General features: G+C 72.4%; 20 protein-coding genes. 12 read left to right on the top strand and 8 right to left on the bottom strand.

Features of this window, described 5'->3' with window-relative positions; all coding sequences use genetic code 11:
- The first annotated feature begins 165 nt into the window (after window positions 1-165).
- The 3 genes from dxs (at window position 166) to M8C13_RS03985 (ending at window position 4125) form a co-directional block, all read left to right on the top strand.
- Window positions 166-2139: a 1-deoxy-D-xylulose-5-phosphate synthase gene (gene dxs / locus M8C13_RS03995; RefSeq protein WP_252479071.1), complete on the top strand. Its 1974-nt coding sequence runs from the start codon at window positions 166-168 to the stop codon at window positions 2137-2139.
- A 143-nt stretch (window positions 2140-2282) separates the two neighbouring features.
- Complete coding sequence (locus M8C13_RS03990) at window positions 2283-2969, top strand: response regulator transcription factor (RefSeq protein WP_252479070.1); 687 nt, start codon at window positions 2283-2285, stop codon at window positions 2967-2969.
- An 88-nt stretch (window positions 2970-3057) separates the two neighbouring features.
- Complete coding sequence (locus tag M8C13_RS03985; protein WP_252479069.1) at window positions 3058-4125, top strand: HAMP domain-containing sensor histidine kinase; 1068 nt, start codon at window positions 3058-3060, stop codon at window positions 4123-4125.
- Here the strand turns inward: M8C13_RS03985 and M8C13_RS03980 are convergent.
- On the bottom strand, window positions 4122-4724 hold the full coding sequence (locus M8C13_RS03980) for a TetR/AcrR family transcriptional regulator (RefSeq protein WP_252479068.1): 603 nt from the start codon (window positions 4722-4724) through the stop codon (window positions 4122-4124). The genes M8C13_RS03985 and M8C13_RS03980 overlap by 4 nt on opposite strands.
- Window positions 4725-4804: 80 nt before the next feature.
- Here M8C13_RS03980 and M8C13_RS03975 point away from each other — a divergent pair, with 80 nt between their 5' ends.
- Complete coding sequence (locus tag M8C13_RS03975) at window positions 4805-5536, top strand: alpha/beta fold hydrolase (protein WP_252479067.1); 732 nt, start codon at window positions 4805-4807, stop codon at window positions 5534-5536.
- On the top strand, window positions 5478-6701 hold the full coding sequence (locus tag M8C13_RS03970; protein ID WP_252479066.1) for a serine hydrolase: 1224 nt from the start codon (window positions 5478-5480) through the stop codon (window positions 6699-6701). Before M8C13_RS03975 ends, M8C13_RS03970 begins: the two co-directional genes overlap by 59 nt.
- 7 nt (window positions 6702-6708) lie before the next feature.
- Here the strand turns inward: M8C13_RS03970 and M8C13_RS03965 are convergent, their stop codons facing one another.
- Window positions 6709-8277: a PHP domain-containing protein gene (locus tag M8C13_RS03965; RefSeq protein ID WP_252479065.1), complete on the bottom strand. Its 1569-nt coding sequence runs from the start codon at window positions 8275-8277 to the stop codon at window positions 6709-6711.
- A gap of 71 nt (window positions 8278-8348) precedes the next feature.
- Entirely contained in the window at window positions 8349-9281 is a 933-nt protein-coding gene (locus M8C13_RS03960) for an AraC family transcriptional regulator (RefSeq protein ID WP_252479064.1), read from the bottom strand.
- Window positions 9282-9362: 81 nt separating this feature from the next.
- On the opposite strand from M8C13_RS03960, the gene M8C13_RS03955 reads away from it, so the two are divergent.
- Complete coding sequence (locus M8C13_RS03955) at window positions 9363-10193, top strand: NAD(P)H-binding protein (RefSeq protein WP_252479063.1); 831 nt, start codon at window positions 9363-9365, stop codon at window positions 10191-10193.
- A 54-nt stretch (window positions 10194-10247) separates the two neighbouring features.
- Here M8C13_RS03955 and M8C13_RS03950 read toward each other — a convergent pair whose 3' ends face one another.
- Both M8C13_RS03950 and M8C13_RS03945 read right to left on the bottom strand, forming a co-directional pair.
- Window positions 10248-12362, bottom strand: coding sequence for a 3-hydroxyacyl-CoA dehydrogenase NAD-binding domain-containing protein (locus tag M8C13_RS03950; RefSeq protein ID WP_252479062.1), 2115 nt, complete (start codon window positions 12360-12362; stop codon window positions 10248-10250).
- Window positions 12359-13600, bottom strand: a complete 1242-nt coding sequence (locus M8C13_RS03945) for a thiolase family protein (protein ID WP_252479061.1) — start codon at window positions 13598-13600, stop codon at window positions 12359-12361. The genes M8C13_RS03950 and M8C13_RS03945 overlap by 4 nt, the downstream gene beginning before the upstream one ends.
- Before the next feature lie 216 nt (window positions 13601-13816).
- Between M8C13_RS03945 and M8C13_RS03940 the strand changes: the two genes are divergently transcribed.
- Both M8C13_RS03940 and M8C13_RS03935 read left to right on the top strand, forming a co-directional pair.
- On the top strand, window positions 13817-15010 hold the full coding sequence (locus M8C13_RS03940) for an MFS transporter (RefSeq protein WP_252479060.1): 1194 nt from the start codon (window positions 13817-13819) through the stop codon (window positions 15008-15010).
- On the top strand, window positions 15007-15774 hold the full coding sequence (locus tag M8C13_RS03935) for an NYN domain-containing protein (protein ID WP_252479059.1): 768 nt from the start codon (window positions 15007-15009) through the stop codon (window positions 15772-15774). Before M8C13_RS03940 ends, M8C13_RS03935 begins: the two co-directional genes overlap by 4 nt.
- A gap of 166 nt (window positions 15775-15940) precedes the next feature.
- On the opposite strand, the gene M8C13_RS03930 is transcribed toward M8C13_RS03935, so the two are convergent.
- Window positions 15941-17215 carry a ribonuclease D gene (locus M8C13_RS03930; protein WP_252479058.1) on the bottom strand — a complete coding sequence of 425 codons (1275 nt, stop codon included), beginning with the start codon at window positions 17213-17215 and terminating at the stop codon, window positions 15941-15943.
- A gap of 236 nt (window positions 17216-17451) precedes the next feature.
- Window positions 17452-18105, bottom strand: coding sequence for a response regulator transcription factor (locus tag M8C13_RS03925; RefSeq protein ID WP_221490790.1), 654 nt, complete (start codon window positions 18103-18105; stop codon window positions 17452-17454).
- A gap of 317 nt (window positions 18106-18422) precedes the next feature.
- Here M8C13_RS03925 and M8C13_RS03920 point away from each other — a divergent pair, with 317 nt between their 5' ends.
- Window positions 18423-19466, top strand: coding sequence for a dipeptidase (locus tag M8C13_RS03920; RefSeq protein ID WP_252479057.1), 1044 nt, complete (start codon window positions 18423-18425; stop codon window positions 19464-19466).
- Window positions 19467-19492: 26 nt separating this feature from the next.
- Here the strand turns inward: M8C13_RS03920 and M8C13_RS03915 are convergent, their stop codons facing one another.
- Window positions 19493-20056 carry a DUF3000 domain-containing protein gene (locus M8C13_RS03915; protein ID WP_247758574.1) on the bottom strand — a complete coding sequence of 188 codons (564 nt, stop codon included), beginning with the start codon at window positions 20054-20056 and terminating at the stop codon, window positions 19493-19495.
- 96 nt (window positions 20057-20152) lie between these two features.
- Here M8C13_RS03915 and hemE point away from each other — a divergent pair, with 96 nt between their 5' ends.
- Genes hemE through hemQ form a run of 3 tightly spaced genes read left to right on the top strand, consistent with a single transcriptional unit; the run spans window position 20153 to window position 23372 of the window.
- Complete coding sequence (gene hemE, locus M8C13_RS03910) at window positions 20153-21229, top strand: uroporphyrinogen decarboxylase (protein ID WP_252479056.1); 1077 nt, start codon at window positions 20153-20155, stop codon at window positions 21227-21229.
- Entirely contained in the window at window positions 21226-22689 is a 1464-nt protein-coding gene (gene hemG, locus M8C13_RS03905) for a protoporphyrinogen oxidase (protein WP_252479055.1), read from the top strand. Before hemE ends, hemG begins: the two co-directional genes overlap by 4 nt.
- Window positions 22677-23372 (top strand): hydrogen peroxide-dependent heme synthase, encoded by a 696-nt coding sequence (hemQ, locus tag M8C13_RS03900; RefSeq protein WP_252479054.1) that lies wholly within the window; start codon window positions 22677-22679, stop codon window positions 23370-23372. Before hemG ends, hemQ begins: the two co-directional genes overlap by 13 nt.
- Window positions 23373-23385: the final 13 nt, after the last annotated feature.

Raw genomic sequence — 23385 nt, 5'->3', positions numbered from 1 at the left:
CAGGGGCCGGAAGTTTTAGGACCCGGCAGGAGTGCCCCCGGCGGCCTTTCCGGGAGTGACCACTCCGCCGGTCTCCGTAGACTGGCCGACAGCCGCCGACCCCGGCGGCGTTTCCCGTTGTGGAGCGGGATGACAGGCGAGCTACAGCGTAACGAGGGGTGTTAGGTGCAACTACTCGAATCCGTGCGTAGCCCGGCGGATCTGAAACGCATGAGCCAGGAGGAGCTGGCGCTGCTGGCGGCGGAGATCCGTGCGTTCCTGGTGGACAAGGTCTCCCGCACCGGCGGGCACCTCGGTCCCAACCTGGGCGTGGTCGAGATCACCCTCGCGATCCACCGGGTCTTCGACTCCCCGCACGACGCCGTGCTGTTCGACACCGGCCACCAGTCCTACGTGCACAAGATGGTCACCGGCCGCCTCGACGGCTTCGACAAGCTGCGTCAGCGCGGCGGGCTCTCCGGCTACCCGAGCCGGAGCGAGAGCGAGCATGACCTCGTCGAGTCCAGCCACGCCTCGACCGCGCTGTCCTACGCCGACGGCCTGGCCACCGCGTTCAAGCTCTCCGGCAAGCGGCGGCACGTGGTCGCCGTGGTCGGTGACGGCGCGCTCACCGGCGGTATGTGCTGGGAAGCGCTCAACAACATCGCAGGCGACAAGTCCCGGCCGCTGGTCATCGTGGTCAACGACAACGGCCGGTCCTACTCGCCGACCATCGGCGGCCTGGCCGACCACCTCGCCTCCCTGCGGCTGCGGCCCGGGTACGAGCGCGCGCTGGAAAGCGGCAAGCGGACCCTGCAGAGCACCCCGGTCGTCGGCAAGCCGCTCTACGCGGCCCTGCACGCGGCCAAGCGCGGCATCAAGGACGCGCTGAGCCCGCAGGTGATGTTCGAGGACCTGGGCCTGAAGTACTTCGGGCCGGTGGACGGGCACGACCAGCAGGCCTTCGAGGCCGCGCTGGAGCGGGCCAAGGCCTTCGGCGGCCCGGTCATCGTGCACGCGGTCACCCAGAAGGGCCGCGGCTACGCCCCCGCGGAGAACCACGTGGCCGACGTCATGCACGCCATCGGCGTGATCGACCCGGTCACCGGCAAGGCCACCAAGAAGAAGGCCGCCGACTGGACCGGCGTCTTCGCCGACGAGATCGTCAAGATCGGCGCGGAGCGCGAGGACGTGGTGACCATCACCGCCGCGATGCTCGGCCCGACCGGTCTGGCCAAGTTCTCCGAGGCGTACCCCGGCCGCTGCCTGGACGTGGGCATCGCCGAGCAGCACGCGATGACCGCCGCGGCCGGCCTGGCCATGGGCGGCATGAAGCCGGTGTTCGCGGTCTACTCGACCTTCCTCAACCGGGCCTTCGACCAGCTGCTGATGGAGGTCGCGCTGCACAAGCAGCCGGTGTCCATCGTGCTGGACCGCTCCGGCGTCACCGGTGACGACGGCGCCAGCCACAACGGCATGTGGGACCTGTCCATCCTCGGCATCGTGCCGGGCATGCGGGTCGCGGTGCCGCGCGATGCCAACACCCTGCGCGAGGAGCTGCGCGAGTCGGTGGCCATCGACGACGGCCCGTCCGCGATCCGCTACGGCAAGGGCGCGGTGATCGAGGAGATCCCCGCGCTGGAGCGCATCGGCGTGGTCGACGTGCTGCGCCGCCCGGCCGAGGGCGAGGGCAAGGACGTGCTGCTGGTCGCGGTCGGCTGCTTCGCGCAGCTGGCCCTGGAGGCGGCGCAGCGGCTCTCCGACCAGGGTGTCGGCGTGACCGTGGTGGACCCGCGGTGGGTTGTTCCCGTTCCCACCGAGCTGGTCGGCATGGCCGCCGAGCACCGCCTCGTGGTCACCGTCGAGGACGCGGGCCGCCACGGCGGCTTCGGCTGGGCGATGTCGGCCGCGCTGCGCGATGCCAACCTGGACGTCCCGCTGCGCGACCTGGCCATCCCGCAGCGCTTCCTGGACCACGCCTCGCGCGCCGAGGTGCTGGCCGAACTGGGACTCACCGCCCAGGACGTGGCCCGCCGGGTGACCGAGTGGACCGCGGAGTACCTCGGCGAGGACGCCGAGGAGACCGAGGCGCCCGCCGCCAAGGAGTCCACTGTGGACAAGACTCCGGCCAGCCGGTCGCGCAAGCGCCCGCAGAGCTGAGAGTCGCCGCACCGCCGCCACCGGCCCGCCCTCCCACGATGGGGGCGGGCCGGTGGCGTGCTCAGCGAACGCTCAGCTCATCGACAGGGTCTCGACAGCCCCGCGCGTCCACGGCCCTGCGCGCGGCGTGGCATCGTGGTGACGTGCGGATCCTGATTGTGGAGGACGAACAGCCACTGGCCGACGCGATCGCCAGGGGGCTGCGACGGGAAGGTATGGCCGTCGACGTGGCCTACGACGGCGAGTCGGGGCACGAGAAGTCCTCGGTGACCCGGTACGACGTGGTGGTGCTGGACCGGGACCTGCCCGGCATGTCCGGTGACGAGCTGTGCAGGCAGATCGTGGACTCCGGCGCGCTCACCCGGGTGATCATGCTGACCGCCAGCGGCACCGTGCAGGACCGGGTCTCCGGGCTGTCGCTGGGCGCCGATGACTACCTGGCCAAGCCGTTCGCCTTCCCCGAGCTGGTGGCCAGGGTGCGGGCGCTGGGCAGGCGGGCCACCCCGGCCATGCCGCCGGTGCTCACCGTGGCCGACGTGGTGCTCAACCCGGCCCGGCGCAGCGTGCTGCGGGCCGGTCAGCCGGTGGAGCTGACCCGCAAGGAGTTCGGCGTGCTGGAGGTGCTGCTGGCCGCCGGCGGCGCCGTGGTGAGCAGCGAGGAGCTGCTGGAACGGGTGTGGGACGAGAACGCCGACCCGTTCACCACCACCGTGCGGGTCACCGTGATGACCCTGCGCAAGAAGCTCGGCGAGCCGGGCATCATCGAGACCGTGGTCGGCTCCGGCTACCGGGTGCCGGTCAACGCCGGAGCGGAGCCCGCTGATTCCTGAGCACCCGCTGACCGCCGACCCCGGTGCCCTGCGGCGTCGCCGCGGACCCGGCCTGCGGGTACGGCTGACCCTGCTGGCGACCGGCCTGGTGGCGGCGGTCAGCCTGCTGCTGCTCTGGCTCGGCTGGATGCTGGTCGGCGGTGTGGTCGACCAGTACCCGGTGTTCCCGCCGGACACCAGGATCAAGGTGCTCGGCCAGGAGCTGCCGCCCTCCCAGGTGCACCAGATCCTCAAGGAGAACGCGCGCGAGGTGGTGCTCAACTCCGGCGCGATCGCCTTCGTCTGCATGGTGCTGGCCACCGCGATCCTGGCCTGGACGCTGACCGGCCGGGTGCTGCGGCCGCTGCACGAGGTCACCCACACCGCGCACCGGCTGTCCGTGGAGTCCCTGGACGAGCGGATCGCACTGCGCGGGCCACGGGACGAGGTGGCCGAGCTGGCCGACACCTTCGACGCCATGCTGGACCGGCTGCAGGCCGCCTTCGAGTCCCAGCGCCGGTTCGTGGCCAATGCCAGCCACGAGCTGCGCACCCCGCTGGCCGTGGTGCGCACCGAGCTCGACGTCACCCTGGCCGACCCGGACGCCGACGCCGCCGAGCTGCGCCGGATGGCAGGCGTGGTGCGCACCGCAACCCAGCGCGCCGAACACCTGGTCGAGGCCCTGCTGCTGCTCGCCCGCACCGACGCCGTCGGCCTGTCCGCCCGCGAGTCCGTCGACCTGTCCGCCCTGGTCCGCAGCGCCTGGTCCGCGGCCCGCGCCGCCGCGGAGGAACGCGGCCTGCGCACCGAGTTCCACACCCCGGCCGTGCAAGCCGTCGGCGACCCGGTGCTGCTGGAACGCCTGGCCGGGAACCTGCTGGAGAACGCGGTGCGGCACAACGTGGACGGCGGCTGGATCACCGTGCGCACCGAGGCCGACGCCAAGCGCGCCACCCTGCGCGTGGTCTCCTCCGGCGGCCAGATCTCGGTGGAACGGGTGGCCGAGCTGTTCGAGCCGTTCCGCCGCGGCGGCACCGACCGCACCGCCCACCGCGGGGCCGGGCTTGGCCTGTCCATCGTGCGATCGGTGGTCGGCGCGCACGGGGGAGAGGTCAGCGCGGAACCGGTGCCCGGCGGCGGCCTGGACGTCACGGTGACCCTCCCGATCGCCCCCTAGACCCGGAGACCCAGAGCTCGGCTGAGGTGGCTGGTCCACCAGCGGAGCTGTGGTTCAGGGCTGCTGGCCGCCCGTCCGGTGAGCCCGGCGCTGCGGCGGAAGGCCGGGCCGTACAGGGGCTCGGTGGCCAGGGCCTGGTGCAGCGCGGCGACGGCGAGCCGGGTGTCCTCGACCGGCACGTCAGCGGCGTCGGGGCGCAGCGCGTGCAGCGCGTCGACGACCGGGTCGAGCATCCCCGCTCGCTCGTCCCGCCAGCCCGCGGCGTGCAGCGCCACGGCCAGTTCGCCGTAGCCCCGGCGGTAGAGCACCGCCAAGGCGTCGACCAGCTCACCAAGTTCGGCGCCACGGCCGAGCCAGGAGTCCAGCACCTCGGCCACCCCGGCCCGGATCTTCCGGCCGCCGTGCCGCAGCAGCGCTTCCAACAGGCGGTCCCGGGTGCCGAAGTGGTGGCTGACCCCCGCGTCGGTCATGCCGACCGCGGCGGCGATGGCCCTGACCTGGATCGCGGCCACCCCGCCCTCGGCCAGCAGCTTCTCGGCCGCGTCCAGGATCAGCCGCCGCGCCTCCTCGGGAGAGCGGCGCACCCGCGAACGTGTCACCCCACGACCTTACCTTGACAGCTCAAGGCAGCGCTCCTACGGTCCTACCTTGACGCCACAAGGTAAGGACGGTCGCCGCCATGATCTCCCTGGTTCGTCCGGACGTGGTCCTGCGCGGGGAGGAGACCGGTGCCGGGCCGACCGTCCTGCTGCTGCACGCCGGTGGGGAACGTCGCCGCGTGTGGCAGCCGGTGATCAAGGTCCTGGCCGGGGCGGGGTTCCGGTGTGTGGCCTTCGACCAGCGGGGTCACGGCGACAGTGGCGGCCCGCTGCGGACGCTGGCCCACTGCGCGGCGGACGTCGTCGCCATGCTGCGTGCCGAGCCGCCCGGATGTGTGGTCGTCGGCGCGTCGCTGGGCGGGCTCGCGGCCATCGCGGCCCTGGCCGATCCGGGGGTGCGGGCGCGAGTGGCGGGACTCGTGCTGGTGGACGTCGTGCCCGATCCCGAGCCGCACGGGGTCCGCCGTTTCCTCGCCGCGGCCGGCCTGCCTGAAACCCACGCCGAGATCGTCGAGGACGTCCTGGCCCAGGGGCCCCGGCTGCGGCAGGTCACCGCGGAGCTCGACCTGCCCGTCCTGCTCGTGCGCGGCGACCGGGGGTCGCCCGTGACCGACGAGGACGCCGAGCGGTTGCGGCGCTTGGTCCCGCACGCCGCGGTGACCCGGGTCCGCGGTGCCGGACACCTCGTGGCCAGGGACCAACCGGTGGCGCTGGCCGAGGTCATCGCCGCCGTCATCACCGAGTGGAGGGCCCATGAGCGCGACGAATCCGGAGACCGACGAGCGGTTCCTGGCCCGGCTGCTGGCCGGTGACTTCCTGCTGTGGTCCCCCAACATCCAGGCCGAGGGCTTCGCGAACTGGGACCGGATCTTCGCGACCCGGACGATCGAGAAGGCCCCGACGGCATCGCCACTGCCGGTCGGGGAACCGATCACCGAGGTCGCCTTCGAGGCCTACGGCGAACGCGGCGACGTCGAGTCGCTGATGCGGGACGAGCACCTCAGCGGTCTGCTCGTCGTCCAGGACGGCGCGATCAGGCTGGAGCGGTACGCGAAGGGACTGACGCCCTCAGGCCGCTGGCAGTCCTCGTCGATGGTGAAATCGCTGACCTCGATCCTCATCGCGGCCGCGGAGCACGACGGGCTGCTCTCCCGCGCCGACCTGGTCACCGATCACCTGCCGGACTTCGCGGGCACGGCCTACGAGCAGGTGACCATCGAGCACCTGCTGACCATGTCCTCGGGGATCGAGTGGACGGAGAACACCGACGACCTGCACAGCGATGTCGCCGAGCACTACATCAAGGTGATCGGCGCGCGCAGGGTCGGCGCCATCCAGGAGTACCTCAAGACGCGGCCACGCGCGGCCGAGCCCGGCACCTCCTTCTACTACAACACCGGCGACACCTTCCTGCTCGGCCTGATCCTCACCAAGGTCACCGGGAAGACGGTGGCGGAGTACTGCTCGGCGAAGGTGTGGCGGCCGATGGGCATGGAGCAGCACGGCTTCTTCATGCTGGACGGCGACGACGGCCAGGAGGTGGTCGGCAGCTGCTGCGGCGCAAGCCTGCGCGACTACGCGCGCTGGGGCCTGCTCATGCTCAACGACGGCGTCGCGGCCGACGGCAGCCGGGTCGTCCCGGAAGGCTGGGTCGTGCAGGCCACCAGCCCCCGGGCGCCCGCCTTCGCCTTCGACTTCAGCGGCGTGCGCGGCGCGTCCAGCCCGCCGATGGCGGAGTACGCGGGGTACGGCTACCTGTGGTGGCTCAAGGCCGATGGCGCGTACCAGGCGCTGGGCAGCTACGGGCAGTGGCTGCACGTCGACCCGGCCCGCGGGCTGGTCGTGGTGCTGCTCGGCGCGGTGCCGCGCACCCCGTACCTGGACCCGGACTCGCCCGAGGTCAGGGCAGGCACCTCGCACATGGGTTCGGCCCGCCGCGCCCGGTTCATCGACGCCGTGGCCGCGCGCTGCGACTGAAGCGAGCTCAGCGCACGTCCACGAACACCGGGTTCGCGTAGCACCACAGGTCCTGCCACGGGTCGGCCGCGCCGCGCACGTCCGCGATCGGCTCGATCCCGCCCGGCGCGTGCCGCCGCCCGTCCGTGCCGCGCGCCCGCACGTAGAACGACTCCCGCACGTTCCGGAAGGTGTGCCGGAACCCGACCGTCCGCCCGGCCCGGAACCTCGGCTCGTACGAGCGGGCCACCGCGACCTCGGCTGCCCGGAAGCCCTGCCGGTCCGTCGCGGGGCCGGTGACCGCGCCGTGCACCAGATCCAGCCTGGCCAGCCGGGGCAGCTCGCCGCCGGAGTGCGGCCGGGCGGCCAGCTGGGCCAGCACCACCACCGTGACGTCCGTGCCCCGCCGGACCCGCAGCCGCCCGCCGAGGCCCACCGGCCAGGACAGCCGGTCCTCGGCGAAGACGTGCGTCTCCAGGCGCTGCACCAGCCCGCCGTGGCTGACGAAGCTGCGCCCGGCGCGCAGGCCGTCCATCACTCCCCGGTAGCCGCGGTCGGTGGCGCCGACCACGGTGCGGCTGAACTCGCCGGGGTAGAAGTCGCAGTACGGCGGCTGGGTCTGCACCGGGCCGCCGGGCAGCGGGTCCAGGTGCTTGCCCGCCCGGTCGTAGAGGTCGGGGGCCTCCGGCTGGCGGACGATGGTGTCGCGGAAGTTGAAGTGGCTGTCGGAGTTGCTGGTCACCCACCAGTTCCGGCCCTCGGCCAGCAGCGCGTCCCACATGCCGCCCAGGGTCGCGGTCATCCAGTCGAAGCCGCCGAAGGTCCGGTAGGCCTCGGCCGGGAAACCGGGCCAGGAGTCACCGCCGGGGGAGTTGCCGTAGCCGCCGCGGTGGCCGCCGCTGCCGTCCGGCTTGGGGTAGCCGTCGCCCTGCGCGCCGGGCGCGCCCTCCATGCCGATCACCACACCGGGCGCGGCGTCGTGCCAGTTGCGCAGCTCCGCCGGGGCGATCCGCCCGTTGCGGGACGGGTGGTTCACCACCACCAGCCCGCCGCGCCTGGCCAGCCAGCGCAGCGCCTCCAGCGCCTTGGCCTCGTTCGCCGGAGTGCTCGCGCCCGTGCCGGTCAGCCGGGAGTCGAAGGTGCGCTCGAACTCGCGCAGCAGCGCGGCCTCGTCCCGGCTCGGCGGCAGGAACACCGTGGCGTGCTCGGCCGCCGGCATGTTCCACTCCAGGCCCTGCCACAGCAGCAGGTGCGGATGCCTGCGCCGGGCGGCCACGATGTCGGCGTGCGCCGGCTCCACCGAGTGCGCCTCGTGCGCGACGTGGCCGTGGTCGGAGAACACCAGCCACTCCGCGCCGTGCCGCTGCGCCCCGGCCACCACCTGGTCGATGGTGTACATCGCGTCGTTGGAGTACTGGGTGTGCACGTGGTGGTCGCCCACCAGCCAGCGCGGCAGGCCCGGCAGCCGGGGCAGCCCAAGATCCAGCCGCACGTCCACGTCGATGTCCGCGCTCGCCGTGCCCGCGCCGGCCAGCGGCGCCGCCACCGCGGCCGCGCCCACCCCGCGCAGGAACCCGCGCCGGCCCACCTGACCCATCACTGACCTCCCGGTTGACCGGGCGACCCTAGATCGCCGAGATGACCGGCTGGTGGACTCCGTGGAAACGATTACCCGGCGACCCGGTGCACCGACGGGCTGACCCCTCGGGTGCGCTTGAACGCCGAGCTGAAGGCGAACCCGTCCGCGTACCCGACCCGCTTGGCCACCCTGGCCACCGTCTCGTCCGGATCCCGCAGCAGGTCCGCGGCCAGCGCCATCCGCCAGCCGGTCAGGTAGGTCAGCGGCGGCTCGCCCACCAGTTCGGTGAACCGGCGGGCCAGCGTCGCCCTGGACACCCCGACCTCGGCGGCCAGCGCGGCCACCGTCCAGGCGCGGGCCGGACTGGCGTGCAGGGCTCGCAGCGCCGCCCCGGCCACCGGATCGCTCAGCGCCCGGTACCAGGCGGGCGGGTTGGCCTCGGGCATGTCGAACCAGCAGCGCAGGGTCAGCACCAGCATCAGGTCCAGCAGCCGGTCCAGCACCAGCTGCTGACCGGGCGCGTCGGTGCCGATCTCCTCGCCCAGCCGCCGGAGCAGGTCGCACGGACCCTGGTCATCCGGCACCACCAGCACCGGCGGCAGCGCGCTGAGCAGCCGCTCGCTGATGTCGCCCGCCACCTGGTAGGAGCCGCTGGCCAGCACCGCGGGACCGTCCGCGGAGTCGCCGAAGGTGCGCGGGCCCAGGCACACCTCCTCGCAGACGTCGGAACCGTCCGGGCGCACGCACCGCTCCGCGTCCAGCACGATCACCCCAGGCGGCGTGTCCGGCCGGTCGGCCACCCGGTACACCTGCGGCCCGCGCACCAGCGCCACGTCCCCGGCGCGCAGCCGCCGCGGCTCGCCCTCGGCCGGGACCAGCCACGCCTCGTCGCTGAGCATCGTGCACAGGGTCAGCCGGGCCGGGTTGCGGAACTCCAGCCCCCACGGCGGGCTCATCACCGACCGGCTGAACAGCGCACCGCGCGCCCGCACCCCCTGCAACAGGTCAGCCAAGGCATCCATACGGCCACCTTAGACGAATGGACATGCGATCGAGCTTCCCGGCCATAGATCGTCTCAACTTCCGCTGTTTGACTGGGTCACATGAGCGAACAGACGATCTTGGTGCAGGCGGGCAGGGGCAAGACCGGCAAGCGGGTGGCCCGGCAGTTGCGGGAGCGTGGCATCACCGTGCGGGCCGCCTCCCGCTCGGGCGAGACCCGCTTCGACTGGATGGACGAGTCCACCTGGGGACCGGCGCTGGCCGGGGTGGACGCGGTGTACCTGGTGCCGCTGGAAGCCACCGGCGACCAGCACGATGAGGTGCCCCGGTTCGTGCGCCAGGCCGTGGCCGCCGGGGTGCGCAAGCTGGTGATGCTCTCCGCCCGGGACGTGGACACCTTCGAGGTGGAGGGCACCCTCAACGCCGAGCGCGCGGTGCGGGAGAGCGGGGTGCCCTGGACCATCCTGCGGCCGGGCTGGTTCCACCAGAACTTCGACGAGGACTTCTTCGAGCCCAGCGTGCGGGCCGGTGAGGTGCTGCTGGCCACCGGGGACGGCCTGGAGCCGTTCATCGACGCCGAGGACATCGCCGAGGTCGCGGTCGCCGCGTTCACCCAGGACGGCCACGACGGGCAGATCTACGACCTCTCCGGCGCGGAACCGCTGACCTTCCCGCAGGCGCTGGAGATCATCGCCGCGGAGCTGGGCCGGGAGATCCGGGTGGTCGACGTGGAGCCTGCCGAGTACATCGAGCAGCAGGTCGGGCTGGGCATGCCGCGGGAGTTCGCGGAGCTGATCGCCCGGCTGTACGAGCGGATCCGGGCCGGCAAGGAGGCCCACCTCTCCGACGGCGTGCAGCGGGTGCTGGGCCGCGAGCCCCGGCCCTTCGCCGCCTACGTCAAGAACGCGGTCGCCGCGGGCTCCTGGAACTGAGCAACGAAAAAGGGGCACCCCCAACCTGGGAGGTGCCCCTTTCGCGTTGCTACCTCAGGCGGTCGGCACGCTGGCCACGCCCGGCGCCAGGAACCGCTTGCCGGTGACCTTCTCCGAGATGCCGGTGCGGTCCAGGTACGGCGTGATGCCGCCCAGCCAGAACGGCCAGCCCGCGCCCAGGATCATGCACAGGTCGATGTCCTGCGCCTCCGCGACCACGCCCTCGTCGAGCATGATCCGGATCTCCTCGGCCAGCGCCTCCAGCGCCCTGGCCTTGACCTCCTCGCCGGTGAGCGGCTTGTCGCCGAACTCCCACAGCGCGGTGACCTCGGGGTCGACGGTCTGGTTGCCCTGCGCGTCCCACTGCCACACCGCGGCCTTGCCGGCGGCCACGAACTTCTTCATGTTCTCGCTGACGGAGAACCGGTCCGGGAAGGCGTGGTGCATGGTCTCCGAGACGTGCAGCGCGACCGCGGAACCCACCAGCTGCAACAGGATCATCGGCGACATCGGCAGGCCCAGCGGCTCGGTGGCCTTGTCCGCGACCTCGAAGGAGGTGCCCTCGTCCACGGACTTGATCACCTCACCCATGAACCGGGTGAGCAGCCGGTTGACCACGAACGCAGGCGCGTCCTTGACCAGCACGCTGGACTTCTTCAGCTCCTTGCCGACCGCGAAGGCGGTGGCCAGGGTGGCGTCGTCGGTCTGCTCGGCGCGCACGATCTCCAGCAGCGGCATGACCGCGACCGGGTTGAAGAAGTGGAAGCCGACCACGCGCTCCGGGTGGGCCAGCTTGCTCGCCATCTCGGTGATGGACAGCGAGGAGGTGTTGGTGGCCAGCACGCACTCGGCGGAGACGTGCTGCTCCACCTCGGCGAAGACCTGCTGCTTGACCGACAGCTCCTCGAACACGGCCTCGATCACGAAGTCCGCGTCGGCGAAGGCGGCCTTGTCCAGCGAGCCGGAGACCAGCGCCTTGAGCCGGTTCGCCTCGTCGGGGGGGATCCGCTTCTTGCCGAGCAGCTTGTCGACCTCGCCGTGCACGTAGCCGACGCCCTTGTCCACCCTGGCCTGGTCGATGTCGGTGAGCACCACCGGCACCTTCAGCCGCCGCGCGAACAGCAGCGCCATCTGGCTGGCCATCAGGCCCGCGCCGACGATGCCGACCTTGGTCACCGCGCGGGCCAGCGAGCGGTCCGGCGCGCCTGCCGGGCGCTTGGCCCGCTTCTGCACCAGGTTGAACGAGTACAGGCCGGCGCGCAGCTCATCGCTCATCACGACGTCGGCGAGCGCCTGGGTCTCGGCCGCGTAGCCCTTGGTCAGGTCGTTCTCGCGGGCCAGCTCCAGCAGCTCCAGGGCCTTGAGCGCACCGGGCGCCGCGCCCTTGGTCTTGCCGTGCACGATCGCCTTGGCCCGCGCCACGGCCTGGTCCCAGCCCTCACCGCGGTCGATCTCCTTGCGCGGCGGGGTGATCTCGCCGTTGACCACCTTGGTCAGCCAGATCAGCGACTGCTCCAGGTAGTCCGCGGACTCCAGCACCACGTCCACCACGCCCAGCCCGGCGGCCTGCGCGGGCTTGAGCATCTTGTTCTGGTTCAACGCGTTCTCGAAGATCACGGTGACCGCGTCGTTGGCGCCGATCAGGTTCGGCAGCAGCTGGGTGCCGCCCCAGCCGGGGAACAGGCCGAGGAAGACCTCGGGCAGCGCGAGCGCCGCCGCGTTGGCCGCCAGGGTCCGGTAGTGGCAGGACAGCGCCAGCTCAAGGCCGCCGCCCATGGCCGCGCCGTTGACGAAGGCGAAGGTCGGCACGGTGGAGTCGGTGAAGCGACGGAACACGTCGTGGCCGAGTTGCCCGATGGCCACGGCCTGCTCGCGGGAGGTGGCCTTCTCCACCGCGGTCAGGTCCGCGCCCACGGCGAAGATGAACGGCTTGCCGGTGACCGCGATCGCGGCCACGTCGGCGGCCGAGGCCTCGTCGAAGGCGGCGTTGAGGCTGAGCAGGCTCTGCGGCCCGAAGGTGGACGGCCGGGTGTGGTCGTGCCCGTTGTCCAGGGTGATCAGCGCGACCGGCTTGTCCAGGCCCGGCACGCGGAGCAGGCGGGTGACCGCGCGGGTCACGACCTCGTCGGGGAAGAGGGTCTTGGCTTCGTCGAGGGTGAAGGTGCTCACTTGCTCTCCCCGGTCCAGTTGGGGTTCTCCCAGATCACGGTGCCGCCCATGCCGATGCCGATGCACATGGTGGTGATGCCGTAGCGCACGTCGGGGCGCTCGGCGAACTGGCGGGACAGCTGGGTCATCAGCCGCACGCCGGAGGAGGCCAGCGGGTGACCGGTGGCGATCGCGCCGCCCCACTGGTTCACCCTGGGGTCGTCGTCGGCGATGCCGAAGTGGTCCAGGAAGGCCAGCACCTGCACCGCGAACGCCTCGTTCACCTCGAACAGCCCGATGTCCTCAATGGACAGTCCGGCGATCTTGAGCGCCTTCTCGGTGGCCGGCACCGGGCCGACCCCCATGACCTCGGGCTCCACCCCGGCGAAGGAGTAGGCGACCAGGCGCATGCCGATCGGCAGGCCCAGTTCGCGCGCGGTCTCCTCCTCGGCCAGGATGCATCCGGTCGCGCCGTCGTTGAGACCGGCCGCGTTGCCCGCGGTGATCCGGCCGTGCGGGCGGAACGGGGTCTTCAGCTTGGCCAGGTCCTCGACCGTGGTGCCGGGACGCGGCGGCTCGTCCGCGGCGGCCAGGCCCCAGCCCTGCTCCGCGGAGCGGGTGGCCACGGTGACGAACTCGGGGCCGATCTTGCCCGCCTTGACCGCGGCGTCGTAACGAGCCTGCGAGGCCGCGGCGAAGGCGTCGGTGCGCTCCTTGGTCAGGTGCGGGAACCGGTCGTGCAGGTTCTCCGCGGTCTGGCCCATGACCAGCGCGGAGGTGTCCACCAGCTTGTCGGCCAGGAACCGCGGGTTCGGGTCGACGCCCTCACCCATGGGGTGGCGGCCCATGTGCTCCACGCCGCCGGCGATGGCGATGTCGTAGGCGCCGAAGGCGATGCCCCCGGCCACGGTGGTCACCGCGGTCATCGCGCCGGCGCACATCCGGTCCACCGCGTAGCCCGGGACGGACTTCGGCAGCCCGGCCAGCAGCGCGGCGGTCCGCCCGATGGTCAGCCCCTGGTCGCCGATCTGGGTGGTCGCGGCGATGGCGACCTCGTCGACGCGCTCCGGTGGCAGTTCGGGATGCCGCCGCAGAAGTTCCCGGATGACCTTGACGACGAGATCGTCGGCGCGGGTCTCCGCGTAGATGCCCTTGGCACCGGCCTTGCCGAACGGCGTGCGAACGCCGTCGACGAAGACCACGTCCCGAACGGCGCGCGCGCTGGCGCTGCCGGGTTTCGCCGGCGCAGGTGCGACCACGGCGTGCTCCTCACTCAGTGCTGAACCCCTGACGTCGGCCCGTGGCGGCTTCCGCTGCGCTGCTACCGGCCGGTAACACCACTCTACCGCCTATTACTCGCTGGTAACTACGGGGATCGCGCTGTCGAGTGGGTCACATCAGGCTTTCGGTGCACCACGACCGCACCCAGGGCTAAATCCGTTGCCGCCGAGGGCAGTGACCAGGACGGTGGCCGCATGAGTCGACGCCTGGTCCTGCTGCTCGCGCTGGCCTGCGGCGTGGCCGTGGGCAACCTCTACTTCCCGCAGGCGGTCAGCCCGCTGGTGGCCACCGGCCTCGGCGTCTCCCCGGAGTCCGCCGCCCTGGTGATCACCGCGGCCCAGCTCGGCTACGCGGCCGGGATCTTCTTCCTGGTCCCGCTCGGCGACCGCCTACCACACCGCCCGCTGCTGGTCACCCTGCTCGTGCTGACCGGCCTCGGCCTGCTCGCCGCCGGCTGCGCCCAGGGCCTGTCCCCGCTGTTCGGGGCGAGCGCGCTGGTCGGGCTGACCACGGTGGTCGCGCCGATCGTGGCGCCACTGGCGGCCGGTCTGGTCCCAGCGGAACAGCGCGGCGCGGTCACCGGCGCGATGCTGAGCGGCTCCATCGGCGGCATGCTGCTCTCCCGAGCGCTGGGCGGCGGCCTGGCCGAATGGCTGGGCTGGCGCGCGCCGTACCTGCTCTCCGCGGCCCTGGCCCTGCTGCTCGCCCTGATCCTGGGCCTGGCCCTGCCCACCACCACCCCGGCCACCCGCGAGCGCTACCCCGCCCTGCTCGCGCACACCCTCCGCCTGCTCCGCACCGAGCCCGCCCTGCGCCGCTCCTGCCTCTACCAGGCCACCATGTTCGGCGCCTTCACCGCAGTCTGGACCAGCGTCGCCCTCCTGCTGACCGGCCCGGCCTACGCCCTCGGCGCCCAGGCCGTCGGCGCCCTGGCCCTGGTCAACGCCGCCACCATGGCCGCCACCCCGCTGGCAGGCCGCCGCACCGACCGCCACGGCCCTGACCGCGTCAACCTGACCTGCTTCCTGGCCGCCCTGACCGCCGCCGCCATCCTCGCCCTGGGCGCCCTCGGCGGCGTCACGGGCCTGGCGGCCCTGGTGCTGGGCACGCTGGTGCTGGACGTGGCCATGCAGTCCGGCATGGTCGCCAACCAGGTCCGCATCTTCGCCCTGCGCCCGGACGCCCGCAGCCGCCTGAACACCGCCTACATGACCTGCGCGTTCCTCGGGGGCACGCTGGGGTCGTGGGCGGGGGCGACGGTGTACGCGCGGCTCGGCTGGAGCGGGGTGTGCGCGCTGGTCGCGGTACTGGTGGGCATCGGCCTGCTCCGGCACCTGGTGTTCGCCAGCCGAACGAGGCGAAGGGCCGCGGTTACGGTCGAGCGGTGATCGATCAGGCAGGGAGTGCGGTCAGGGTCGGCGTCTATGTCGACGCGTTCAACGTCTACTACGGCGGCCGCGAGATGCTCGGCCCGGCGACACCCGGCTGGAAGTGGCTGGACATCGCAGCTCTCGCCGCCGGCCTGATCAACCCGTGGGTATGGCCGGGAGCGCGGATCGACCGGGTCGTCTACTGCACGGCCATGCGCGAGCGGGAAGGCGACCCCAGCTCACTGGCCGACCAGCACACCTACCTCGCAGCGTTGCGGCACGCCAACCCCTCGCTGACGGTGGCGCTGGGCAAGTACGTGCCGCGGACCAAGTCCGGGGTGCTGGTCGAGCAGGGCACGGGCTACCCGCCACGACGAGTCCGCTCTCCCGGAACCGGACGCCTGCCGGCCTGGCTTCCCGTCCGCGAGGTCCCGGGCCCCAGCGGAGCCACCGACCTGCTCGCCCGGATCTCGACCTTCGAGGAGAAGGGCTCGGACGTGAACGTGGCCAGCCACGTGCTGATGGACGTGCTGACCGGGCAGGTCGACGCGGTCATGGTCCTGTCCAACGACAGCGACCTGAGCTTCCCCCTGCGCCAGACCCGGCTGCGGGTCCCGGTCGCGACCGTCAACCCCAGCGTCAAGCCGACCACCGCGGCGCTGCGCGGCGACCGGGACGAGGGCGTCGGACGGCATTGGTGGCGCAGGCTCCGCCGCCAGGACTTCCTGGCGAACCAGCTGGCCGACCCGACCGGCCCCTTCCGGAAGCCACCGGGCTGGTGAGCTGCCCTGCACTACACCCAACCTAGGCCCAACTTGCGCCCAAAACCCGTCCTCGCTACCCTTGCCCCATACCACCCGGTTCTCGTGCTTCACAGCACGGGGCCGGGTCTTTTTTCGTCCACGCCCAGGCTTGCGATGGGGACGGCGGCCCGCCCCCACCACCGCCTCAGTCCTTCTCCGCCGGCTTCTCCGTCGCCTTCGGCTGCGCCTTCAGCGCCGTGGTCAGCAGCTCGGCCACCTGCTCGATCTGCCAGTTCCGCGCCCCACCCGCGGCCAGCGCCGCGCTCACCGAGGCCACCTCGATCTCCGCGGGCGGCTGCCAGCACAGCCGGCGCACCAGGTCCGGCTGGGCCAGGTTCTCCACCGGCATCTTCAACCGCTCGGCCAGCGCGGTCAGCGCGCCGCGGGCGGCGCTCAGGCGGGCCGCGGCGGCCGGGTCGCGCTCGGCCCAGCGGTTGGGCGGCGGGGGGCCGTCGTGTTGCGGGGAGGGGTCCGGCAGGTCGGACTTGGGGAGCTCGCGGGCCTCGCGCAGGGCGCCTGACCAGACATCGGCCATCCGGCGCTGGGCGCGGCCGCGGAAGACCGGCAGGGAGAGCAGTTCGGCGTGGCCGGTGGGGTCGTGCAGGGCGGCCTCGACGATGGCGGAGTCCGGCAGCACCCGGCCCGGCGCGATGTCGCGCTGCTGGGCGATGGTGTTGCGGGCCTGCCAGAGTGAGCGGACCGCGGCGTACTGGCGCGGGCTGCGCAGGCGGTGGATGCCGGAGGTACGGCGCCAGGGTTCGGCGCGTGGGGCCGGTGGCGGGGCGGTGCGGACCGCCTCGAACTCCTCCAGCGCCCAGGCCAGCTTGTCCTGGGCGATGAGCTCGGCCTCCAGGGAGGCGCGCAGCTCCAGCAGGAGCTCCACGTCCAGTGCGGCGTAGGCCAGCCAGTCGGCGGGCAGCGGCCTGCGGGACCAGTCGGCGGCGCCGTGGCCCTTCTCCAGCCGGAAGCCCAGCTGGCGTTCCACCAGCGCGCCCAGCGCGACCCGCTCGAAGCCGACCAGCCTGCCGGCCAGTTCGGTGTCGAACAGGACCTCCGGGCGCAGGCCCAGCTCGTGCAGGCACGGCAGGTCCTGGCTGGCGGCGTGCAGCACCCACTCAGCGGGGTTGAGCACCTCGGCCAGCGCTTCCACCCGGCCGTTGACCGCGACCGGGTCGATCAGCACCGTGCCCGCGCCCTCGCGGCGGATCTGCACCAGGTAGGCCCGCTGCGAGTACCGGTATCCGGAAGCGCGTTCGGTGTCCACCGCGAAGGGCCCCGTGCCGGCGGCCAGCATCGCGGCGGCCCGCCGTACGCCATCGACGGTGTCGATGACGAGCGGCACGCCACCGGAGGGGGTGGTGAGCAACGTGAGTTCTGGTTGCTCACCCGAGTCGTTGACAGCGGTTCGGCCTACATCCACGGCCGTGACCCTATGCGTCAACGGTGCGCTCAGACAGTCGAGATCCACTGAAGTAGGCTGACCGGCACGGCGCGCCGACCGGAAATTGCTGGTCAGAGGCTGATCCAACGCTTTCCGATCTTTCCGTACCGGCCAACCACACCCCGGTCGTCACGGGGTCCGAACTTCGTGTGCCGGGCGTGTCCGCGCTCTGCAACGCACCCGACCGCGACTTTCGGACCCCCTCGGCTGAGGAGTCAGCGGATAACGCCGGCACGCATGGCCAGCGCCACCATCTGAGCCCGGTCCCCGGTTCCCAGCTTGCGCCCTATCCGCGACAGGTGAGACTTCACCGTGAGCGCGGACAGGTTCAGTGCTTCGCCGATCTCCTTGTTCGAGCGGCCGTCGGCTACCAGCTGCAGCACTTCGACCTCTCGCGCGGAGAGTTCCCTCGGCGTGTTGTCCGTTCCGGGCACCCTGGTTCCGGCAGCCAGCACCGGAGCCACGGACGGATCGGCGTAGACCCCGCCCTCGAGGACCCTGCGCACCCCGTCGGTGACCACCATCGGCGACGCGGACTTCAGCAGGTAGGCCTGAGCGCCTGCCTGGAAGGCCGCACGCACCGCGTACGGGTCATCGGAGGATGCCAGGACCACGATGCGCGGCCAGCCCTGTGCACGGAGTTCCGTGACCAGGTCAATGCCGCTTCCATCCGGAAGCCCGAGATCCAGTATCGCGAGGTCGCACGGCCCCGTGGCCAGGGCACGCGCCCTCGCCTCGGCCACCGATGCGGCCTCATGCACCGTGCCGGCTCCCATCTGCATCAGTCGCGCCGCAATGGCCTCCCTCAGCAATGGGTGGTCATCGACCACCAGCACCGAAAACAGCTCTTCCCGCGGGTGCGGGACCATGTTCGCCGGCAAAGTGCCGGCTGGCGTGGTTCGAACGGCCTGTCCTAAGCCGACGGCAGCCACGTCACTACCTCCCTGGAGTCGGTCGTGCCCCCCGACCGGCACCGGGACTTTCGACCGATCGGCCGCGCCACCGATCGACCGAAAGTGGTGTCGTCGGGAGGAGCGTAGCCGCCCAAGCGGGTCAGTGGGACGATCAATTGGGTATCTGTCCCGATCGGGTTGTCACTTTGACGTGGTCTGATCACACGATCGGGCGGTCCCTCGGATGGTGGTTAACGCCGAGCCGTACACAAACGACATGAAGGATTTGCACTATGCCGACCGAGGGGTCGTTAGGCCGTTCGCGCGAGCTTCTCCGGCGGGTTCCGCTCGTCGACGGGCACAACGATCTGCCGTGGGCGATCCGGGACAAAACGGGCGGGGAGGTGGCTGCGATCGAGCTGACCGTCGAGCAACCCGGTCTGCACACCGACCTCGTCCGGCTGCGCCACGGTGGCGTGGGCGCTCAGTTCTGGTCGGTCTACGTGCCGAGCCACCTTCTCGAGCATCGCGCGGTGACGGCGGTGCTGGAACAGGTCGAGCTGGTTCACGAGCTGGTTGAACGGTACCCCGAACAGCTCCGGCTCGCTCGATCGGCGGCCGAGGTGGAGTCCGCCTTCGCCGACGGCCGGATCGCCTCCCTGCTCGGCGCCGAGGGCGGCCACTGCATCGGGGAGTCCCTCGGTGCGCTGCGCGCGCTGTTCCGCCTCGGGGTCCGCTACCTGACCCTCACCCACAACGACAACACCCCGTGGGCGGACTCGGCCACCGACCAGCCCGCCGCGGGTGGGCTGACCGGCTTCGGCCGCGAGGTGGTGCGGGAGATGAACCGGCTCGGCATGCTGGTCGACCTCTCCCACGTCGCGCCGAGCACCATGGCGCACGCGCTGGAGACCAGCGCCGCCCCGGTGATCTTCAGCCACTCCTCCTGCCGGGCGGTCACCGACCACGTCCGCAACGTGCCGGACGAGGTGCTGCGCGAGATGGCCGCCAAGGGTGGCGTGTGCATGATCACCTTCGTGCCGGCCTTCGTCTCCGCGGACCCGGTGCGCCGGGCGACCAGGGCGGACGTGGTCGCACACCTGGAACACGCGCGCGAGGTGGCCGGCATCGACCACATCGGCATCGGCGGCGACTACGACGGCACCGCAGAGCTCCCGGACGGACTGGAGGACGTCTCCAGGTACCCGGAGCTGTTCGCCGACCTGATGGACCGCGGCTGGTCCGAGCAGGACCTGGCCAAGCTGGCCGGCGGCAACGTGCTGCGGGTGCTGGACGCCGCCGAGAAGGTCGCCGCGGAACTCCGCCAGAGCCGCTGAGCCGTCCGAGGGGTCGCGGTGGTCAGTCAGTCGCCCTTGCGCTGGCTGATCATCGCGATGCCCACCGGTGGCAGCCCGGCCGCGCTGGAGAGCAGCTCGCAGAAGGCCTCCGCGTGCGCGGCCAGCTCGGTGTCCCGAGCCGTCCAGGACGCGCGCAGCTCCAGGTCGTGCGTGCTGCTCGGGCCGGAGATGTCGCCGAAGCGGGCGGAGGAGGTCTGGGTGACCGTGCCGCCGAGCGCGGTGAAGGCGGCGCCGGAGAGCTCCAGCGCCTCGGTCAGCCACGACCAGCCGACCGCGGGTAGCAGTGGGTCGGCGGCAAGCTCGGTGTCGAGTTCGGCCCGGACGTAGGCCACTAGTCGCAGCACCCCGTCCCAGGCTTCGGCCCCGTCCGGATCGTGCAGCAGCACCAACCGGCCCGTGGCCAGCTCCCCGGCCGGCCCGTTGGCCTCGGCGCTGAGGGCGAAGCTCCACGGGGCGAGACGCTGCGGGGCGCGGACCTCGCCCAGCTCGACCTCAGGTCGTGGATGCATCGACCGCAACGCGGCAACAGCCTGCCGGAACACCTCGGGTTCACCCGATATCCCGGTCACGTTGGCGAACTCTAGGCCGCGCCGGGCGGGTGCGGCGGGAGGCACGCCGGAGCCGCGCGAACGCCTTGCGCAACCCGTGGCAACATGGGAGCCGAGATGACTACCGCTGCCCAGGTCCCGGCGCGCCGGGACCTTCCCCAAGCTCCATTGCTGGTCGCCGCGCGTGGCGGCACGCCGAGCCGGACCCCGGTGTGGTTCATGCGCCAGGCCGGCCGCTCCCTGCCGGAGTACCGGAAGGTCCGCGAGGGCATTCCGATGCTGCGCTCCTGCTTCATGCCGGAGCTGGTCTGCGAGATCACCATGCAGCCGGTCCGGCGGCACGGGGTCGACGCGGCCATCCTGTTCAGCGACATCGTGGTGCCGCTGGCCGCGGCCGGGGTGGACCTGGACATCGTGCCCGGCACCGGCCCCGTGGTCGCCAACCCGGTGCGCTCGATCCACGACGTGGAGAAGCTGCCCAGCCTGGCCGCCGAGCAGGTCCAGCCGGTCGCCGAGGCGATCGGGCTGCTGACCAAGGAGCTGGGCGAGACGCCGCTGATCGGCTTCGCCGGCGCGCCGTTCACGCTGGCCTCCTATCTGATCGAGGGCGGCCCCAGCCGCAACCACGAGCGCACCAAGGCGCTCATGCACTCCGAGCCGGCCACCTGGCACGCGCTGCTGGGCCACCTCGCCGACATGGCGCTGGACTTCCTCACCGTGCAGGTCAACGCGGGCGTGGACGCGGTGCAGCTGTTTGACTCCTGGGCAGGCGCGCTCTCCGAGCGGGACTACCGCGAGTTCGTGCTGCCGCACTCGGCCAAGGTCTTCGCCGGACTGGCGGAGACCGGCATCCCGCGGACCCACTTCGGCGTGGGCACCGGCGAGTTGCTCGTGGCCATGCGCGAGGCGGGCAACGACGTGGTCGGCGTGGACTGGCGGGTGCCGCTTGACGAGGCGGTCCGCCGCCTGACCAGCGTCCGGCCAGACCTGCCTGCCCCGGTGGTGCAGGGCAACCTGGATCCGGCCGTGCTCTTCAGCGGCGAGGACGTGCTCGCGCGCGAGATCAACCGGATCGGCGCCGAGGGCAGGGCCGCGGCCGGGCACATCTTCAACCTCGGCCACGGCGTGCTGCCCGAGACCGACCCCGGGAAGATCACCCGCGCGGTCGAGCTGGTGCACGAGCTGCGGCCATGACCACCGCGCCGCAGCGGGTCGCGGTGGTGGGCGGCGGCATCGCCGGGCTCACCGTGGCGCACCGGCTGCGCGGTCTGCTCGGCGAGCAGGTCCGGGTGACCGTGCTGGAGCAGACCGACCGGCTCGGCGGCAAGCTGCGCACCGAGGAGCTGGCCGGCGCGCCGGTGGACGTGGGCGCGGAGGCCTTCGTCACCCGTCGCACCGAGGGCATGGAGCTGGTCGCCGAGCTGGGCCTTGGCGAGCAGCTGCGGCACCCGCTGCGCGCCGCGCCGACCATCCACGCGGGCGGGGCGACCAGGGGACTGCCGCCGCGCACCTTCCTCGGGGTCCCCGCCGACCCGGCCGTCCTGCGCGAGGTGCTCAGCCCGGAGGGTTTCGCCAAGGCGATGGCCGAGCCGGAGCTGCCGCCGCTGCGCCCGGACGGCCCGGACTGGGACGTGCCGGTCGCCGACCTGCTCGGCGCCCGCTTCGGCAGTGAAGTGGTGGACCGGCTGGCCGAACCGCTGCTCGGCGGGGTGTACGCGGGCCGCGCGGCCGGGCTCGGCGTGCGCGCCACCATGCCGCCGCTGGTCGACGCGCTGGAACAGGGTGCGGGCTCGCTGACCGCCGCGGCCGCCAAGGTGCTCGGGCCGGGACTGAAGCCGGGGGAGACCCGGCCGCCGGTGTTCGGCGCGCTGGCCGGGGGCATGGCCGAGCTGGTGGCGCGGCTGGCCGAGAGCTCCGGCGCGGAGCTGCGGCTCGGCGTCACCGTGCGCGGGCTGCGCCGCACGCCTGAGGGCTGGCGGCTGGAGCTGGGCTCGGCGGCCAGTCCGGAGTTCCTGGACGCCGACGCCGTGGTGCTGGCCGTGCCGGCCCCGGCCGCGCGCAAGCTGCTCGCCGAGGAGGTGCCCGCGGCGGCCGCGGCCTACGCGCGGATCGAGGTGTCCTCGATGGCCGTGGTGGCCTTCGCGCTGCCCGAAGGGGCCGAGCTGCCCGCCGCCTCCGGGGTGCTGCTGGCGGTGGGCGAGCGGCACGCCGACGGCACGCCGTTCACCGCCAAGGCGTTCACCTTCTCCAGCCGCAAGTGGGGCCACTTCGCCGAGCGCGGCACCCTGCTGCGCGCCTCGGTCGGCCGCTTCGGCGAGACCGAGACCCTGCAACGCGAGGACACCGAGCTGATCGCCGCGGTGCGCGCCGACCTGGCCGAGTTGACCGGGGTGCGGGCCGAGCCGGTGGACGCGGTCGTGCGGCGCTGGGGCGGCGGGCTGCCGCAGTACGCGGTCGGGCACACCGCCACGGTGGCCGCGATCGAGGCCGCCGTCGGCGAGGTGCCGGGGCTGGCGGTGGCGGGCGCGAGCCTGCACGGGGTGGGGATTCCGGCGTGCATCGCGACCGGGCAGGCCGCGGCGACCCGTGTCGCCACTCACCTGGCCGTAGCCCGTCGCCCGACTGGTGCGAGTATGGGGACATGGCGCGGCTGAACTACAACGAACTCAACGACACCATCCGGTACACCATGTGGTCGGTCTTCCGGATCCAGCAGGGCGTGCTGCCCGAGGACCGGGCGCAGGCGGCCCAGGCCACCTCCGAGTACCTGGAGTCGTTGGCGGGCAAGGGCGTTGTCGTCCGCGGCGTGTACGACGTCGCCGGGCTGCGCGCGGACGCGGACTTCATGATCTGGTGGCACGCCGAGGAGATCGAGCAGGTGCAGGCGGCCTACAACGGCTTCCGCCGCAGCACCCCGCTCGGCCGCGCCTCGACCCCGGTGTGGAGCAACGTGGCGCTGCACCGGCCCGCGGAGTTCAACCGCAGCCACATCCCGGCGTTCCTGGCCGGTGAGGACCCGCGCAAGTACATCTGCGTGTACCCGTTCGTGCGGTCCTACGAGTGGTACCTGCTGCCGGATGAGGAACGCCGCAAGATGCTGGCCGACCACGGCAAGGAAGCCCGCGACTACCCGGACGTGCGGGCCAACACGGTGGCCTCCTTCGCCCTCGGCGACTACGAGTGGGTGCTGGCCTTCGAGGCCGACGAACTGCACCGGATCGTCGACCTGATGCGGCACCTGCGCGGCACCGAGGCGCGGCTGCACGTGCGGGAGGAGATCCCGTTCTACACCGGCACCCGGATGCCGGTCGCCGACCTGATCGCCAACCTGCCGTAGTCCCGGAAAGTGC

Source organism: Crossiella sp. SN42 (assembly GCF_023897065.1).
In the GTDB taxonomy this organism is placed as follows: domain Bacteria; phylum Actinomycetota; class Actinomycetes; order Mycobacteriales; family Pseudonocardiaceae; genus Crossiella.
This window is presented reverse-complemented; position numbering and strand designations above follow the sequence as displayed.

What these genes read in the sequence shown, in the direction of transcription:
- M8C13_RS03955 (WP_252479063.1), top strand. Translation starts at nt 9,363, where the DNA reads ATGAGCGAACAGACGATCTTGGTGCAGGCGGGCAGGGGCAAGACCGGC.
- hemG (WP_252479055.1), top strand. Translation starts at nt 21,226, where the DNA reads ATGACCACCGCGCCGCAGCGGGTCGCGGTGGTGGGCGGCGGCATCGCC.
- M8C13_RS03970 (WP_252479066.1), top strand. Translation starts at nt 5,478, where the DNA reads ATGAGCGCGACGAATCCGGAGACCGACGAGCGGTTCCTGGCCCGGCTG.
- M8C13_RS03920 (WP_252479057.1), top strand. Translation starts at nt 18,423, where the DNA reads ATGCCGACCGAGGGGTCGTTAGGCCGTTCGCGCGAGCTTCTCCGGCGG.
- M8C13_RS03975 (WP_252479067.1), top strand. Translation starts at nt 4,805, where the DNA reads ATGATCTCCCTGGTTCGTCCGGACGTGGTCCTGCGCGGGGAGGAGACC.
- hemE (WP_252479056.1), top strand. Translation starts at nt 20,153, where the DNA reads ATGACTACCGCTGCCCAGGTCCCGGCGCGCCGGGACCTTCCCCAAGCT.
- M8C13_RS03960 (WP_252479064.1), bottom strand. Translation starts at nt 9,281, where the DNA reads ATGGATGCCTTGGCTGACCTGTTGCAGGGGGTGCGGGCGCGCGGTGCG.
- M8C13_RS03965 (WP_252479065.1), bottom strand. Translation starts at nt 8,277, where the DNA reads ATGGGTCAGGTGGGCCGGCGCGGGTTCCTGCGCGGGGTGGGCGCGGCC.
- M8C13_RS03925 (WP_221490790.1), bottom strand. Translation starts at nt 18,105, where the DNA reads ATGGTCCCGCACCCGCGGGAAGAGCTGTTTTCGGTGCTGGTGGTCGAT.
- M8C13_RS03940 (WP_252479060.1), top strand. Translation starts at nt 13,817, where the DNA reads ATGAGTCGACGCCTGGTCCTGCTGCTCGCGCTGGCCTGCGGCGTGGCC.
- hemQ (WP_252479054.1), top strand. Translation starts at nt 22,677, where the DNA reads ATGGCGCGGCTGAACTACAACGAACTCAACGACACCATCCGGTACACC.